At 60.0% G+C, this 13,679-nt stretch carries 15 protein-coding genes; 7 read left to right on the top strand and 8 right to left on the bottom strand.

From position 1 onward, the window contains the following. The first annotated feature begins 122 nt into the window (after positions 1-122). Positions 123-365 (top strand): hypothetical protein, encoded by a 243-nt coding sequence (locus tag EEQ99_RS00235; RefSeq protein ID WP_097630161.1) that lies wholly within the window; start codon positions 123-125, stop codon positions 363-365. A 319-nt stretch (positions 366-684) separates the two neighbouring features. After that, a complete protein-coding gene (locus EEQ99_RS00240; protein WP_097630162.1) occupies positions 685-1,452 on the top strand; it encodes an alpha/beta hydrolase family protein in 768 nt (255 codons plus the stop codon). Positions 1,453-1,472: 20 nt separating this feature from the next. On the opposite strand, the gene EEQ99_RS00245 is transcribed toward EEQ99_RS00240, so the two are convergent. From EEQ99_RS00245 to EEQ99_RS00255, 3 genes are all read right to left on the bottom strand, one after another. Next, a complete protein-coding gene (locus tag EEQ99_RS00245) occupies positions 1,473-1,958 on the bottom strand; it encodes a P-loop NTPase family protein (RefSeq protein WP_097630163.1) in 486 nt (161 codons plus the stop codon). Between the two features lie 214 nt (positions 1,959-2,172). Beyond that, positions 2,173-3,015, bottom strand: coding sequence for a dienelactone hydrolase family protein (locus EEQ99_RS00250; protein WP_047611885.1), 843 nt, complete (start codon positions 3,013-3,015; stop codon positions 2,173-2,175). Between the two features lie 206 nt (positions 3,016-3,221). Next, a complete protein-coding gene (locus EEQ99_RS00255; protein ID WP_047611887.1) occupies positions 3,222-4,106 on the bottom strand; it encodes a LysR family transcriptional regulator in 885 nt (294 codons plus the stop codon). Positions 4,107-4,148: 42 nt separating this feature from the next. Here EEQ99_RS00255 and EEQ99_RS00260 point away from each other — a divergent pair, with 42 nt between their 5' ends. Next, on the top strand, positions 4,149-4,418 hold the full coding sequence (locus EEQ99_RS00260; RefSeq protein ID WP_097542622.1) for a 4-oxalocrotonate tautomerase: 270 nt from the start codon (positions 4,149-4,151) through the stop codon (positions 4,416-4,418). A gap of 402 nt (positions 4,419-4,820) precedes the next feature. On the opposite strand, the gene EEQ99_RS00265 is transcribed toward EEQ99_RS00260, so the two are convergent. Next, a complete protein-coding gene (locus EEQ99_RS00265; protein WP_029868326.1) occupies positions 4,821-5,789 on the bottom strand; it encodes a DMT family transporter in 969 nt (322 codons plus the stop codon). 437 nt (positions 5,790-6,226) lie between these two features. On the opposite strand from EEQ99_RS00265, the gene EEQ99_RS00270 reads away from it, so the two are divergent. Together EEQ99_RS00270 and EEQ99_RS00275 are read left to right on the top strand one after the other, a co-directional pair. After that, a complete protein-coding gene (locus EEQ99_RS00270) occupies positions 6,227-7,198 on the top strand; it encodes a DMT family transporter (protein WP_029868327.1) in 972 nt (323 codons plus the stop codon). Between the two features lie 175 nt (positions 7,199-7,373). Then, on the top strand, positions 7,374-8,108 hold the full coding sequence (locus EEQ99_RS00275; RefSeq protein WP_029868328.1) for a protein kinase family protein: 735 nt from the start codon (positions 7,374-7,376) through the stop codon (positions 8,106-8,108). A gap of 289 nt (positions 8,109-8,397) precedes the next feature. On the opposite strand, the gene EEQ99_RS00280 is transcribed toward EEQ99_RS00275, so the two are convergent. The 3 genes from EEQ99_RS00280 to EEQ99_RS00290 form a co-directional block, all read right to left on the bottom strand. After that, complete coding sequence (locus EEQ99_RS00280; RefSeq protein WP_029868329.1) at positions 8,398-8,709, bottom strand: DUF982 domain-containing protein; 312 nt, start codon at positions 8,707-8,709, stop codon at positions 8,398-8,400. A gap of 279 nt (positions 8,710-8,988) precedes the next feature. After that, positions 8,989-9,339 carry a type II toxin-antitoxin system RelE/ParE family toxin gene (locus EEQ99_RS00285; RefSeq protein ID WP_097542621.1) on the bottom strand — a complete coding sequence of 117 codons (351 nt, stop codon included), beginning with the start codon at positions 9,337-9,339 and terminating at the stop codon, positions 8,989-8,991. Further along, positions 9,320-9,595 carry a type II toxin-antitoxin system ParD family antitoxin gene (locus EEQ99_RS00290; protein ID WP_029868331.1) on the bottom strand — a complete coding sequence of 92 codons (276 nt, stop codon included), beginning with the start codon at positions 9,593-9,595 and terminating at the stop codon, positions 9,320-9,322. Before EEQ99_RS00290 ends, EEQ99_RS00285 begins: the two co-directional genes overlap by 20 nt. Before the next feature lie 78 nt (positions 9,596-9,673). Between EEQ99_RS00290 and EEQ99_RS00295 the strand changes: the two genes are divergently transcribed. Then, positions 9,674-10,450, top strand: a complete 777-nt coding sequence (locus EEQ99_RS00295) for an HAD family hydrolase (RefSeq protein WP_244604741.1) — start codon at positions 9,674-9,676, stop codon at positions 10,448-10,450. A gap of 102 nt (positions 10,451-10,552) precedes the next feature. After that, entirely contained in the window at positions 10,553-11,032 is a 480-nt protein-coding gene (locus EEQ99_RS00300; protein ID WP_029868333.1) for a GNAT family N-acetyltransferase, read from the top strand. A 219-nt stretch (positions 11,033-11,251) separates the two neighbouring features. On the opposite strand, the gene EEQ99_RS00305 is transcribed toward EEQ99_RS00300, so the two are convergent. Next, positions 11,252-13,654, bottom strand: a complete 2,403-nt coding sequence (locus tag EEQ99_RS00305; protein ID WP_127429848.1) for a protein kinase domain-containing protein — start codon at positions 13,652-13,654, stop codon at positions 11,252-11,254. Positions 13,655-13,679 lie beyond the last annotated feature (25 nt).

Genomic DNA, 13,679 nt, shown 5'->3' on the forward strand with positions numbered 1-13,679 from the left:
TACAGCCTCAGGAAACGCCATCATGCACTTGGAAAACCAGTTAACCGGACGCTTACTCGCCGATTATCCGATCAACCGAATTGACGCCTTGTTGCCGTGAAACATCACACCGGAGCCCTGATTTGATCATTATCGACTTTATTTTTGAGGTGATTGGCTACACTACCGCCAGGCTCGTGTTGCCGCTCATCACCGGCAGGAAGGTGCGCGTGCAAGCCATATCCTCGACCGAGACGGGATTTAATTGGCTGGGCTTCAAACGCGTCCCCGATGGCTCACTGATCTGCCAAGCTCCTATGGCAGGATGGATCGGTTTGATCCCGTGGGTGGTTGTGGTCGCCGTTCTTATCCTCACAATCGCATAGCCGTCACCACCGGACGCTTACTTCCTATCCGCGTTCGTTGTGAAAGCTATGTCTAGCGGAAAACTGCTAAGCAAGCTTTCCCAAACAGCTTCAACCTGTCTACTTTCGCAAAGCGGGCTTGTAACTGTCTGTCGTGGGACAGGCATCTCGACCAGTCCTCGGGATGAATTGGGCATGTTTCAGCCCACGGACGGGGGATTCGAGAACTCCACACTCAGTGCGGCCTGGATATTCCGCAATCGCCGTATGCAGAAGGCGATCACCGGACGTTGCCAATACCAAAAGTTGTACTATTGTCTGTCCCGCACGAGAAAACCTGATGGTGGTTATGCCGGTAGTAACTCGACATCTCATTGATCGGGGTGACGGAGCCACGGTCGAGCTCTTTCAAGCTCAGGTCGCAAGCGAAACGCCCGCAGGCGCAATCCTGTTTGTCCACGGCAACCAGGGTGGCCGTCTGCTTGGAGGGATAGAGGCGGTCGATAGCGGCGCGTTGCTTCGGTTCTGTTCTGGTTTGAATATCACTGCGGCGGCAGTCTCGCAGCCCGGTTTTGGGGCGTCAGATGGGCCTCCAGATTTCTGCGGTCCCAAAACTCAGCAGGCGATCATTGCGGCTCTCGGCTTCCTGAGGGAACAGCCTTCCGTCGACCCTAGCCGAATGGTCCTCTATGGAAACAGTCGTGGCGCCGTTGCATCGGCAATGGTTGCCACCCAGATTTCTGATCTGCGGGGAGTCATTCTCTCGGGCGGCGTCTACGATCTTGAAGTCGCTTATCACGCGAGTTCAGACGGTTTGCGGTGGGCTATCGAGAAGGAGGCGGGCCTGTCGAGAGAGGCCTTTCTGGCTCGCTCTGCGCTGCATTACGCGCCCGAAGTTCGGTCGGAGACGCTGTTGCTGCATGGAAAGCATGACGACCGTGCGTCGGTTGCCCATGCTGAACTGTTCTCAAAAGCTCTATCCAATGCAGGCGTCCCGGTGACGCTTCACGTGTTTGAGTGTGGGCATCAAATTCCAAGGAGCCACGTGCAGGAAGCTCTCCGCCCCTTCCTGAAAAGGATGTACCATCCCATCGTGACCTATCACTAAGGCGGCACGTAGCTTCGGCTTCAGATTGCCGACAGGAAGGTTGCAACATCCGAGCGGCTGGACAGCCTTACCTTTTGCAACGGATGCTCCTCGAAAAAACATTGATGTGCGTCGAAGGAATTCATGTGGTTCTTCCGAAGACGGTAACCACGCGTGTATTCCAGCAATTCCTCGAGCTGTTCCACGGTCCCGCCGCCGGTTTGGCCTCGTTGCAGAAGGTTTGAAATACACTCATCGTCAGAGACGTCGAGCCAAATCAGAGTTGTCACACGCGTCATCACCTGCCTGAGGATCGAACCGTAAATACCCTCCATCACCCAAGAGCTGTTGCCCGCAGCCTGGGTCACCAGTCGGTCGCGCTCATCACGCGGACGCTCTCCGGCAAAATTCGGTAGCCAATGAAGATCGTCGAGATGAACTGCTGGGATTTGCAATTTATGGGCTAGTTGCCCGGCCAGCCAGGACTTGCCACTTCCGCCATTGCCTACGATGAATATTCTGTCCATCTCTTGTCCTGCTTCAATGAGGGTAGATTGCTGATGGGCTTCAAACGTGAAGCCGATCGGTGAACTTTATTGCATCGAATCCGAGTTGAGTAGTCTCAGCCCCGAAGCTTGCCTGACTGGAAGGCGAGAACGATCAGCACCGCTGATCGCCGGCAAGCGAACCTGACTGACGCATCATCGAGCCCGCGTCGCCGCCAAATTGCCGCCAGTTCGTTCAGTTCGAGAGATACTCGTGCAGGAATGCCTTCACTCTGATGAAGGACTGCTCAGCAGCAGGCGCGTTATATTCTTCCCGATGACCGAATGCCGTCTTTGCCACTGTGACGTCTGGAGCATCGAAGGCATGGTACGCACCTGGATAGATATCGAGTTCGATCGGCGGACCTTTGCCACTGATGTGAGAAACCCTCTGCCGACACCTTTCGGCTGGGCTCCAATCGTCCACGTCGCCAATGAGGATCAAAGTTGGCACCGTCGCATCGCCCTCGTGGGGAGCGCAAACCGGATAGTACCCGACTGCAGCCTCGAACTTCCGATCCATGAACTGTTCGTTGCCCTCGGTTTTCGTGGCTTCCAGCGTCGCGATGCCACCAGCGGAAAAGCCCATCAGCCCCACATGTCGGGCATCAACGAAGGTGTATGTTGATAGGAAATCGAGAGCCCCGTAGGCATCGAATACCCGGTCAGGAAGATAGCTCTCACAGGTGTTGTCGATGTTGCGGGTCGTGAAGCTGTCGACCACCAGCACGACATATCCCCATGAGGTCAACCGCTGCGGCCAGTAAGTCTTGACGTTCTCATGGATACCGCCACAACCGTGCATGACGACGATAGCCGGAAAGGGACCATCTCCCTGTGGTCGGCTTAGATATCCCAGCAAGTGCGTGACTTGGGCCTGCGGGAGACTGACACCTTGTTCCCTTGCCTTGCGTTCCAGGAATGGACTTGGCTTTACGACTGCGCTGTCGAATCGCACCAACTCGTCGGCGTGAGCCGAAGGGTCAGGCTGCACGATAGCGATGAGCAAAAGTCCGAAAACAAGCTTTGTGATTTGCATTGAGTTGCTCCGCTGGGAGACAGGCAGTTGATCAAACGCTATCCACAACCGATCATCATCTAGATGCGGAAACTTCGACGTCCATAGGCTTTAAAGCGGCGCGGCAAATAGTCGCCTTCAATGATTATCCCCAGGCGTAAGTCCGGAGCCGGGGACAGAGCTCAAGGCTAAACCTTACGAGCGACATCGGCCTTGGCCGAGCGTCGTCAGCCAAACCGTTCCACCAGGAAATCGATCACCGTCCGCAACATCGCTGTCGGCCGCCGGTTCGGCGCATAGACGAGGTGCATCGGGACGGGCTTGTAGGACCATTCCGGCAGTACCCGTTCAAGCCGTCCTTCAGTGATATCGGCGGCGAGCAGCAGTTCCGGCTGAAGCGCAATTCCCGCGCCGCTGAGTGCTGCCATGCGCAGCGCCGCTCCCTGGTTGGTCGAGAATTTTCCGGAGATCAACACATCGCGCAGTTCGCCGCCCGGCCCGACCAGGTGCCAGCGATCCTGCATGCGCCAATAGGAGTGGCCGAGGCAGAGGTGGTTCGCCAGAGCCTCCGGCGAGGCCGGCCGGCCATGGCGGGCAAGATAGTCCGGCGAGGCAGCGAGAATCCGCCGGTAGGGCGTGAGCGGGCGGGCGACCAGGCCGCTGTCGGCGAGCGGGCCGATGTGGATACCGAGCTCGAACCCCTCGCCGACGAGATCATGGACATTGTTGTCGAGCGACAGTTCGATGCTGACGTCGGGATAGGCGTTCTGGTAATCGATCAGCGCCGGCACCAGGACTTGCGTGCCGAAGCTGACCGGCGCCACCAACCGAAGCCGGCCGCGCGGCGCCGATTGCAGCTCGCTCGCCGAAGCCTCGGCCAGCGCCACTTCGGAAAGCGCGCGTTTGCAGCGCTCGTAATAGAGCTGGCCGACCTCTGTAAGCTGATGGCGCCGCGTGGTGCGATGGATCAGCTTCGCCCCGAGCCGGGTCTCGATCGTCTTGATGTGCTTGGCAACCATGGCAGGCGACACTTGCGCGATCTCCGCGGCCGCCGCGAAACTGCCATTGTCGATGACCCTGACGAACATCGCCATGCCGGCCAGCTTGTCCACGATTGCCTACCTGTTGGTTTCGAATGACGATACCAACAGCTTATTTATCAACCGACGAATTTACAACATGGTCGCCATGCCCGCGCCAAGACGACGGACATCACCAACCTGACCAAGGAAGAGACCATGCCCATTCTTCACCTGCAGATGCATCCCGGCCGCACCGACGATCAGAAACGCGCCTTCGCGCGCGAAGCAACCAAGGCCGCCGTCGAGACCCTCGCGTGCCCGCCGGAATCGCTGGAAATCCTGATAACGGAGATCGCCAAGGATTCCTGGGCGGTCGGCGGCAAGCTGAAATCCGAGGCCTGACAGACGACCCGCTATGCCGAAGGCTCGAGCTGCGGGCCGCCGCCGCCATGGTATAGGACGGGGAGCCGGCCCTCGGCTCCCTGCTGAATGTGAAGGGCGGCCGGTGATTTTACTGGCCGCCGCCACTCCACCGCACGCAAGCCTTTGGACAGCCGACCTCACCGGGGAGTTTGCTTTTGGTCCATCTGAGCCATGGCGGAGTTCGGTCCTAAGCGGACCTTTCGGTGTCGAAGGCGAAGGCTGCTTGGCGTCCTCAAAACAGTCGTAGAGCCAAGCGGTGGCTTGAAAGCGGACAACGCATCGGAGTGGCGAGGCGGCATGTTTGCATCAAAAGCGGATTTTACGTTGAACGTGATTGCATCTTTGATGCCTGCGCCTGTTTTTGGCCCTGTGTCCAGCGGGTCACTCGTTCGCAAGCACTGTCTTTCCAGATGCAAATTGGCGATTATAGAAAATCCGAACCGACAGAACGACGCCGGCGATCAGGACGACAACCCCAGCGACTTCGATCGGAGTTGGCCAGCGGGCATGCACGACAAGTCCGCCGATCACGCCGAAGGCAGTCTCTGAGACGATCAATTGCGCGGCCAAGGCAACCGGCAGGCTGCGGGAGGCGATATTCCAGGCCCAGACGCCGCCTACGGTGGCCAGCAGCGCGAGAGTTGTGCCCCAGACATAGAGGTTGCCGGCAGCGCTCCAGCCGAATCCCAATATAGGAAGCCGGAAGAGGTCCATCGCGGCACCGATGGGATAGAAGGCCAGCATCAAGACGCCGCCGCCCACCAGTATCAGCGCCGACCACACGCCGGAGGGCATGTCCGGCCGTGCGGCGAGTGCCGCCTGATTGGAAAGCGCGAACCAGACCCAAAGGCCCACGGCAGCAAGCGCCAGCGGCACGCCAATCCACAATGATTGCACAGAGTCCAGTCCTTCGGCCGTGAATGCCGTGCCATTGACGAGAACAAGACCCACCAGCACCAGTGCCAGAGGCACCATGAGGGATCGCCAAGGCAATGATGCCTGACGCTGATTGCCAATGACCATCAATACGATTGGCACCAGCCCGAGAAAGGCCGGAGCGATGACTGGGCCGGCAAAGAGGGCCGCTCCGGTCACTGTCAGGAAGTAGCCGACATAGCCGACGAAGGCGAGCCAGATGGCTTGCAGGCAGTTTCGAAGCGTGAGGTGGCGCATGACACCCTTCTCGGAAAACAGAATGTAAAGCCCGACGAGTGCCGAGACGACGTGACGGATGAGGGCAAAATCAAAGGTGGAATAGTCACCGATGATGAAGGGCACGACGAAATTGAGCGAAAAGGCAAAGGCCGCAAAGAGAGCGGCCGACACGCCAACATAGAAAAGTCTGTCCATATGCTCACCCCTTTTGACATTGCGTCACCGAGCCCTGGTCTCCGCGACGCCGAGTATGCCGTTTGGCAGTCAAGCGAAATGCTTGATCGAATGGATAAAATTTACCGGCCACGCGCCCTGGTCGGTAGCCGGGGAAAATGAGAGCCAGCCTCTCGATACGCATCACCCGGATCATGAAACGGTGCAGAATCGCAGGGGCCGCGATGCGTGTGCAACGCTTCGAAGCGGTCATCGCTGCTTCATCGGGATGGGATTCACGCAGACGGCCGTGCCGCCTCTTCAGGAGAGCCGATTTCCCGCCGCAACTGCTCAGACCGGGCGAACTTCGGCAAGCCGCTTGACTGCATACTCGTCCCGCCAGCAGACGGCGGCTTAGCAACCAGGGATACCGCCGCCTTCATCTGTGCAGCGCACGGGAATTGTGGCATAACTGGGCCATGGCGATACATGTCTTGGCGGTCCATCGCGACACGGTCGGGACGGAACAGGCGGCGGGCGGTTCGCTTGCAGCCGCCTATTCCGTGGGGGTTTTCTGCTGGCTGCTGTCGGCCGGCGTCTATATCGCCGCGAAATGGGTCTCTTCGGAGATGCCGCCCTGGGCGCTTTGCTTCTGGCGCGTGCTGATCGCCTGGGCGATCCTGATGCCCATCGTGTACCGGCATTTCGGCGCCATGGTCGCGCTGGTGCGGGCTCGCGGCCTCGAGCTGCTCGCCATCGGCGGTGTGGGGCTTGGCGTCTGCCAGGGCCTGATTTTTGTCGGCCTTGAACATGCCGATGCCACGACCGCCGGCATCATCATCGCCCTGATCCCGATCATCACCATGATTCTTGCCCGTTTCATTCTGGCTGAGCCGATGGGACGCTGGCAGGTGATCGGATCGATCCTCGCCTTTTTCGGGATCGTGGTCATCATCGTCAAGGGCAGCCCGGCTGCGCTCTTGCGTCTCGACCTCAATCCCGGGGAGTTGTGGATCGTCGCTGGCGCGTTCTGTTTCAGCCTCTATACCGTCCTGCTCCGCCGGGCGAAATTCGATGTGAATCGCCTTGCGCTCCTGGTGCTGCTCCTCGGTGCAGCGGTGCTGACGGCGCTGCCCTTCTACCTGTTTGAGCTTGTCTCCGACGAGCGCTCGACGCTGAATGCCAGCGGCCTTATCGCGCTCGGCTATGTCGCGATCCCGGGTGGCGCGGTTATGTATTATCTCTTCAATCGCAGCATCGAGGCCCTGGGGGCGGCGCGGGCGGGCGTGCTGCTTTACATCCAGACGATCTTTATCGCCGTGCTCGCCTACCTGTTCCTCGGCGAACAGTTGCAACGCTATCATCTCGAAGGCGCGGCACTCATCGTCGCCGGCTTGCTTCTCATCATCTTGCTGAAGCCAACGACCAGAGCGGAGGCGACCAAAGCCTGAGTACGAACGCAATGGCTTTCCCAATGACCGCTTCTCAAACCTGTGCCATGTCCGCTTTCGGAAAAAGGAAACAGGTGGTTCTATGAGCAATATGGGGCGCAATGCGACCGGGTGTTGTCCCGATCCTGCGCTTGGTTTACCCAAGTCTCAATCGGGTTGATCGAGGGTGCCGCGAGTGGGATGGGAAGCACTGGAGCTGTGGGGCAAGGACGCGGTTCGCATCGAACGGCTGGCTGGCGGGGTCGCCAATGATGTCTGGAGCGTGCACATCCACGGGCAACTTGCAGTCGGTCGTCTGGGTACCAGGAGCAATGCTGATCTGGCGTGGGAGGTTGAACTCCTCCGGCACCTTGACCGTGAAGGTCTGAGCGTGCCGGTGCCGATCCCGGCAGACGACGGCCGGCTATTCGCGGATGGCCTGATGGTTATGACATACATGCATGGCGGACCACCCGAGACCGAGGGCGACTGGCGTCGTGTCGCCGAGACCCTCCGCGAACTGCATCGTTTGACGCAAGGTTGGCCGCAGCGCCCAGGGTGGCGATCCTCGACGGACCTCCTGCATGCCGAGACGGGGACGAGGATCGACCTTGCCGCGATGCCGCCAGATGGCGTCGCTCGATGCCGCGCGGCGTGGGCACGGCTTATCGGACGTGAGGCAAGCGTCGTCCACGGTAATCCCAACAACCCTGCCAACATCCGCATGACCACGGACCGCGTCGCACTGATCGACTGGGATGAGTCGCATATCGACGTCCCCGACCTTGACCTCGTCTTGCCCCATAATGCTGCCGATCTGGAAGCCGGGGCGTATGACATCGCCGCGCAAGCATCGGCCGCATGGGAAGCCGCCGTCTGTTGGGATGACGAATACGCGAAACAGCGACTTGCCGAAGTTCGAGCGGTCTAGAGCGGTTCAGCTTTTAACGGAAGCGCAGAACCGCTCTATTCTTTTGTTTTTACGCAATTCCCGGCAAAAGCGCTTCGCGCTTTGCCTGGGAAACCCGCTTCGCACTTTTCCTGGAATTGCTCTAAAGCGCGTCGCATGAAACGTGGTTCAAGCGACGTGCTTTAGCTCTTTGTTTTTATGCATGTCGTACCTCCGGAACCGCTGCACACTTCCGGGCGACATGCATCAGCGACGGCCGCTCCCGGCGCAAGCCTGACGTCGATAGGCAGGTAGCCCCTGGAAATACGGCCTAGGTTAGCATCATCGGAGGAAGGTCCGGCCGCCGCTCTCCCAGTCCCCGCGGGACGAGCGATAGAGCCGCGATCCCCGCCTCATCGGCCGCACGCAGAAGCGCCTCCCGGAATTGTTCCGGGGCAATCTTCCCGCTCAATGCGTCGACGCAGGCTTTCACGGCAGCCACATATTCCTCGCCGTCATCGCAAGGCCAGTCGTTGATCAGGAGACGCGCCGCGTCGCCCAGCGTCCATACGATCTTGCGAGATGCCGGTCCTCGCAAAGCGAATCCGACCGGCGTAAATGCTGATGATGTATTCCAGCACATTGTCCTCGACCCCTCAAGGCACGGGTACTACAGTCCCCGCGATCAATATACGCGCGTATTTTGAAATTTGGAATTGAAAACTGTCGAGAGGCACCGCTTGAACGCGAGGCTGTGGAATCAGGAAAAATGGCGCCCATGGCTTTATCTCGGAGCGCCCTGCGTTGCGTCGACAGGTGACATCCCTGGGGCGGAAAGGCCGTCCACATGATCGGAAATCATGGAAGGCGTTTTTGAACCATGCTTTCCGACGAAGCGTAGCAACTGCCACCAGTAGGGACCTTATCCAGCCAGCATACGTGCGAGCATATGTCTGATATGGTCCTGCGCGCCGTAGAAAATTGCAGCGATAGTGATCGTGCGACGACTTTCCACCGGCACGAACCAGATAGCCGCCTTATCCCGCCGAAGAAACCGGATTCCAGGGTCAATGTCGGCCCGCAATGTGCCGGTATAAGGCGTATCGACGAGACGATCGATTTCGACACGCAACTTGCGGATTCGTTCAGCGGTACGCTCCAACGCCTCGTCGGCCAAGTCTCCGAGTTCGACGTGGGACTCGAAGAGATGATCGAAAATCAGCTCAAAATCGCGTTCGGCATCCTCGGAATATTCAAGGCTCCACACGAACAGCCCGCCGCTTCCGCTCGATCATCGCCTCGACGCGGCTTTCCATTTCCGTCGTGGAAATCATCGGGCCTTTCAGACGCCGCTGGACCAATTCGCGAAGCGCTGCCGTTTCGACGGCCTCAGCCTCCGTCTTTTGGCGGAGGAGTTCCAAGCCCTGCTGAAGAACGGAACTCATGCTGGAATACCGGCCGCTTTCCACCAGCGAACGGGCAAAGGCGTCCTGCTGGTCGGTCAGCGAGATCGACGATTTGACACTCATCGGTTTATCTCCATTGAGCCGAATTTGCTACTCAGTAGCATATTTGTCGATCTGCCGGAACCCCTCCCTCTATTCGTCATGACGGTGACGACCCATAGGCCATGGTGCAGTCACGGCAAGCCAGTATACACTCAAGCGAATCCCCTTTGTCGAAAGCCATACATGCAGCGCCTGCCCCGTGCCCCCAAAGCCGTTCTGTTCGACATGGACGGTTTGATGTTCGATACCGAGGCGCTGTATCGGGATGCGACGATCACGGCTGCACGGAATGCGGGTTTCGAATTGCCTCTCTCGGCCTATCTTGAAACCATCGGTTTGCCGGCTTCCCGTGTGCGCGAACTCCTGTTGGCCCGGTTCGGCAAGGATGCCCCTCTGGAGGATCTCTGGAGGCAGGCTTCGGAACTCTTCACGCAGATGGTGCAAACGGATTTACGAACGAAGGCAGGCTTGCCGGAAATCCTATCCTTCCTCGAAGCGGCGCGGATCCCTTCGGCCATCGTCACCTCATCGGATCGGACGGCCGTCGAGGCGCATCTTTCGGCCGCCGGGCTGCAAGGCCGCCGGTTCCAAACCATATTTGCCTATGGCGATTACACGGTGGGAAAACCGGATCCCGCTCCATACCTGCTGGCCGCCGAGCGGCTCAACCTGCCCATATCGGAATGCGTTGCCCTGGAAGACTCCCGAAATGGAGTTCTCTCCGCATCAGGCGCCGGAGCGATGACCATCATGGTGCCTGATCTGGTTCAGCCGGCTCCGGATATTCCTGGCCGCTGCGCTTGCATCTTGGCGGATCTTCACGCCGTTCGGGATTTGATCGCCATCTCGATGGCGGGAGCCGCCGTGGAGCCGTGAGGGAACAAAACTGCAAGCCTACACAGATGCACTCCGCACGTCATGCAGTTGACAGGTCGGGACGGTTCTTTCATCTGGAGCGCCAGATCAGGAGCCTCTCACATGACCCTTAACATACGCCCCGCGACGCCTTCAGATGCGGCAACGATCCTGCGATTCGTCCGCGAATTGGCCGACTATGAAAAGGCGATCCACGAGGTCGAGGCGACCGAGGAGAGCACGCGTGCGGCGATCTTCGGCGACGGTTCGGTCACGCATGCGCTGATCTGCGAACGCGAAGGCCAAGCGATCGGCATGGCGGTCTATTTCTTCAGCTATTCGACTTGGCAGGCGAAGAACGGCCTTTATCTGGAAGATCTCTACGTAACACCGGACGCGCGCGGCTCGGGAGCCGGCAAGGCGCTGTTGCGGCGCCTGGCACAGATCGCGCTGGAAAAGAACTGCGGCCGCTTTGAATGGAGTGTGCTCGACTGGAACGAACCTTCGATCCGCGTCTATGAGGCGATCGGCGCGGAGCCGCAGAAGGAATGGATCCGCTATCGGATGGCGGGAGAGACGCTGGCGGCGTTTGCCCGCGGCTAGAATTCTCTATTTTTTCTTGGCCTCGGCGCTTGCGTCTTGACGGACTTGCACGCCGTTCGGGATTTGATCGCCATCAGCCTGGCTGACCGCGACGCGGCCCGAACGGGACATTGCCGATAATCGACATTGTCCCATCGCGGTCGGGCGGGCGCATCATCCCGCGCAGCCGATAGTCAGCGGCACCCAGCTTTCCCCCTTCAATCTCCACCCTTCCGATCCTCACCGCAATTCTGCAGTAACCCGGAAAATCCCGCCGGCCGAAGCATCCGAGCAGACGACGAAGGTGGAGCCCTCCTGCGCCATGAAGGCGACGTTGCCGCCGGCTTCGCAGGGGGTGGCGCTCCATTGCAGGATGATGTCGCCGTTATCGGGCAGTTTTTCCGGCGGGATCTTCGCCGCACTTGCCATCCATTCGGTTGCCGACGGCAGGTGGACGGGGGCGTTCAGCTGTTTCGACAGCCAGGCGGTATAGTTCTGCGCCACGGCAAGCGGCACGTCGTCGGCCGGCTGCTGCGGATTGTCGGCATAGGCCTGGGCGGCGGTCTGATCTGAGATGGCGGTGTAATATTCCGCCATTTCGGCGCGGCTGACGGCCTTCGTCTGCATGCAGAAAGACTTGTCGATCTTCACTGCGCCATTGGCAACGCCGAGCATGCCGCCGAGTTCCTTCATCGAGGAGGTCATCAGCCGGACATTCTCCAGCGAATAACTTCCGGCCGGCACGGTTTCGAAGGCAAGGGTCGGCGAAACCGGGCAGAAGCCGCGCGCCGACAGCGCCTCGAGATCGGCGAGGATCGGCTGGTAGGCAATGATCGCGAGCTTGTAGGCCTCGGCGGTGTAGCGGTCGTCGGCCTCGCCGATCTTCGGCGCGAGGGCTGCTAGCGTCGGATCGGCCGCACCGGCGCGAGTGGCGATCGAGGCGTTGAGATCGGTGACCTTCTGCTTCAGCGCGGTGGCCTCGTCCTTCGCCGCCATGACATCGGCGATGACGGCGTCGAACAGTTTGGCGGCGTCGCCATAGCCTGAGGTCGCCGCCGGCGTCTGCCATTGCTCGGCCTTGGCCTTGGCTTCGGTCATCAGCCCGCTCGCCTTGGCGACGTCGGGGCTATCGCCGGCGCCGATGCGGTTGACGGTTTCGCGTTTGGCCGCCGCGTCTTTTTCGGCTGCGGTGAGCGCGGTGAGCGCCTTGGCGAGATCGTCAAACGTCGTTTTCGACTCGTCATAGGCGCCGACGGCAGCGTGCATCTGTTTGGCGGCGGCGGCCTCGGCGGCAGTCTTCATCTTGGTATCGGCCTCGGCAAAACCCGGCGCCTTGTCGCCGCCTGCGGCAGAGGCGGCAGCTTTTGCCTTCTCGGCATTCTCCTTGGAGATGGCGATCAGCGCATTGCCGAGATTGATGGCGGCCGTCTGATAGCCCGGAAGGGCCTTGTCGTAGTCTTCGTCCTTGAGCAGCGCATCGGCCGAGGTCAGCGCCGCAGCACCGGTGTCATAGGCGAGTTTCGCCTGGTCACCGGAAGGGCGCTCCGGCGCCTTGGCGGCGATCGCCTTCTGTTTGCGGCTTTCGGCCTCCTTCTTCCAGGTGTCGACATCGGCGACGAGCTTCGGATCCGGGCGCAGCAGTTTGGGGATGGTGACGACACCGACGCCGATGCAGATCAGGAGCAGCGCTCCGATCATGGAGAGCTTGGCCAGCGTCCATTTTTTCGGCTTCGGCGGTTCCGGCTGCTGCATGCCGCCGCGCGGATCCCATGACATCGGCTGGATGCCTGTGGTCACCCGGGCATATTCGCCCAGCGCATCGGCGCCTGTGCGCGGTCGCGCGGCCGGGTCGCGGCTCAGCATCCTTTCCACAAGGCTTGCCAGACCCTCGGGAAAACCGGGGGTCAGCACATCAAGGCGGGGAAAGACGTTGGACGGATCGAGATGGATGTTCTTCCAGCTCTGCTCGCGCTGGTGCTCGTCTTCCCAGACCATGACGCTGTCGAAGACGCTGGCATAGGTCTGCCGCGGCAGGAAGAGCTTGTAGGCGATCATGCCCATGGCGTAGATATCGAGCGCCGGCGAGGCGGAGAAGGTGCCGCTGGCATAGATCTCCGGCGCCCCGAATTCCGGCACATAGGGCGGTATGATATGCTCGCCGATCTTCGAGATCAGGTGCAGGTTGCCGATCCGCACCGACAGGCCGGAATAATCCTCGGAGACATAGATGCACTGGTCGGTCAGGGCATTGTGGGCGTAACCGGCGCCGTGCAGCGTCGCCAGGCCCTCGAGGATGTGGCGGCCGATCTCGACGGCGCGCTCGTAGGCCACCATCTCCGTTTCGTCGAGATACTGGTGCAGCGTCTTCGACGGCCGCTTCTCGACGATATAGAAATTGTCGTCTTCCGGCGACGGCGGAATAAGGTCCTCGATTTCGACGAAGCGCCGCGCCGTCAGCGATTTGGCCTCGTTGATCGAGGTCCAGACGCGCTCGAAACGCGCCTTGTCCAATTTTAGCGCTATATCGGGCGTGACGATGAAGACCGCATGGTCCATCCGCTTGTCCTGGGCGGGATAGACGATGAACTCGTTTTCATAGATCGGCTCGCCGATCGTGTAGCGGGCGATCAGATCACTTCTCATGCACGTGTCCCCCTGCATTCATTCA

Source organism: Rhizobium anhuiense, from assembly GCF_003985145.1.
Classification (GTDB): Bacteria; Pseudomonadota; Alphaproteobacteria; order Rhizobiales; family Rhizobiaceae; genus Rhizobium; species Rhizobium anhuiense.

Excerpts from the sequence above, each read along its gene's own strand:
- EEQ99_RS00300 (WP_029868333.1), top strand. The coding sequence starts at position 10,553 with ATGACCCTTAACATACGCCCCGCGACGCCTTCAGATGCGGCAACGATC.
- EEQ99_RS00270 (WP_029868327.1), top strand. The coding sequence starts at position 6,227 with ATGGCGATACATGTCTTGGCGGTCCATCGCGACACGGTCGGGACGGAA.
- EEQ99_RS00280 (WP_029868329.1), bottom strand. The coding sequence starts at position 8,709 with ATGTGCTGGAATACATCATCAGCATTTACGCCGGTCGGATTCGCTTTG.
- EEQ99_RS00265 (WP_029868326.1), bottom strand. The coding sequence starts at position 5,789 with ATGGACAGACTTTTCTATGTTGGCGTGTCGGCCGCTCTCTTTGCGGCC.
- EEQ99_RS00245 (WP_097630163.1), bottom strand. The coding sequence starts at position 1,958 with ATGGACAGAATATTCATCGTAGGCAATGGCGGAAGTGGCAAGTCCTGG.
- EEQ99_RS00305 (WP_127429848.1), bottom strand. The coding sequence starts at position 13,654 with ATGAGAAGTGATCTGATCGCCCGCTACACGATCGGCGAGCCGATCTAT.
- EEQ99_RS00240 (WP_097630162.1), top strand. The coding sequence starts at position 685 with ATGGTGGTTATGCCGGTAGTAACTCGACATCTCATTGATCGGGGTGAC.
- EEQ99_RS00250 (WP_047611885.1), bottom strand. The coding sequence starts at position 3,015 with ATGCAAATCACAAAGCTTGTTTTCGGACTTTTGCTCATCGCTATCGTG.
- EEQ99_RS00295 (WP_244604741.1), top strand. The coding sequence starts at position 9,674 with ATGACGGTGACGACCCATAGGCCATGGTGCAGTCACGGCAAGCCAGTA.
- EEQ99_RS00290 (WP_029868331.1), bottom strand. The coding sequence starts at position 9,595 with ATGAGTGTCAAATCGTCGATCTCGCTGACCGACCAGCAGGACGCCTTT.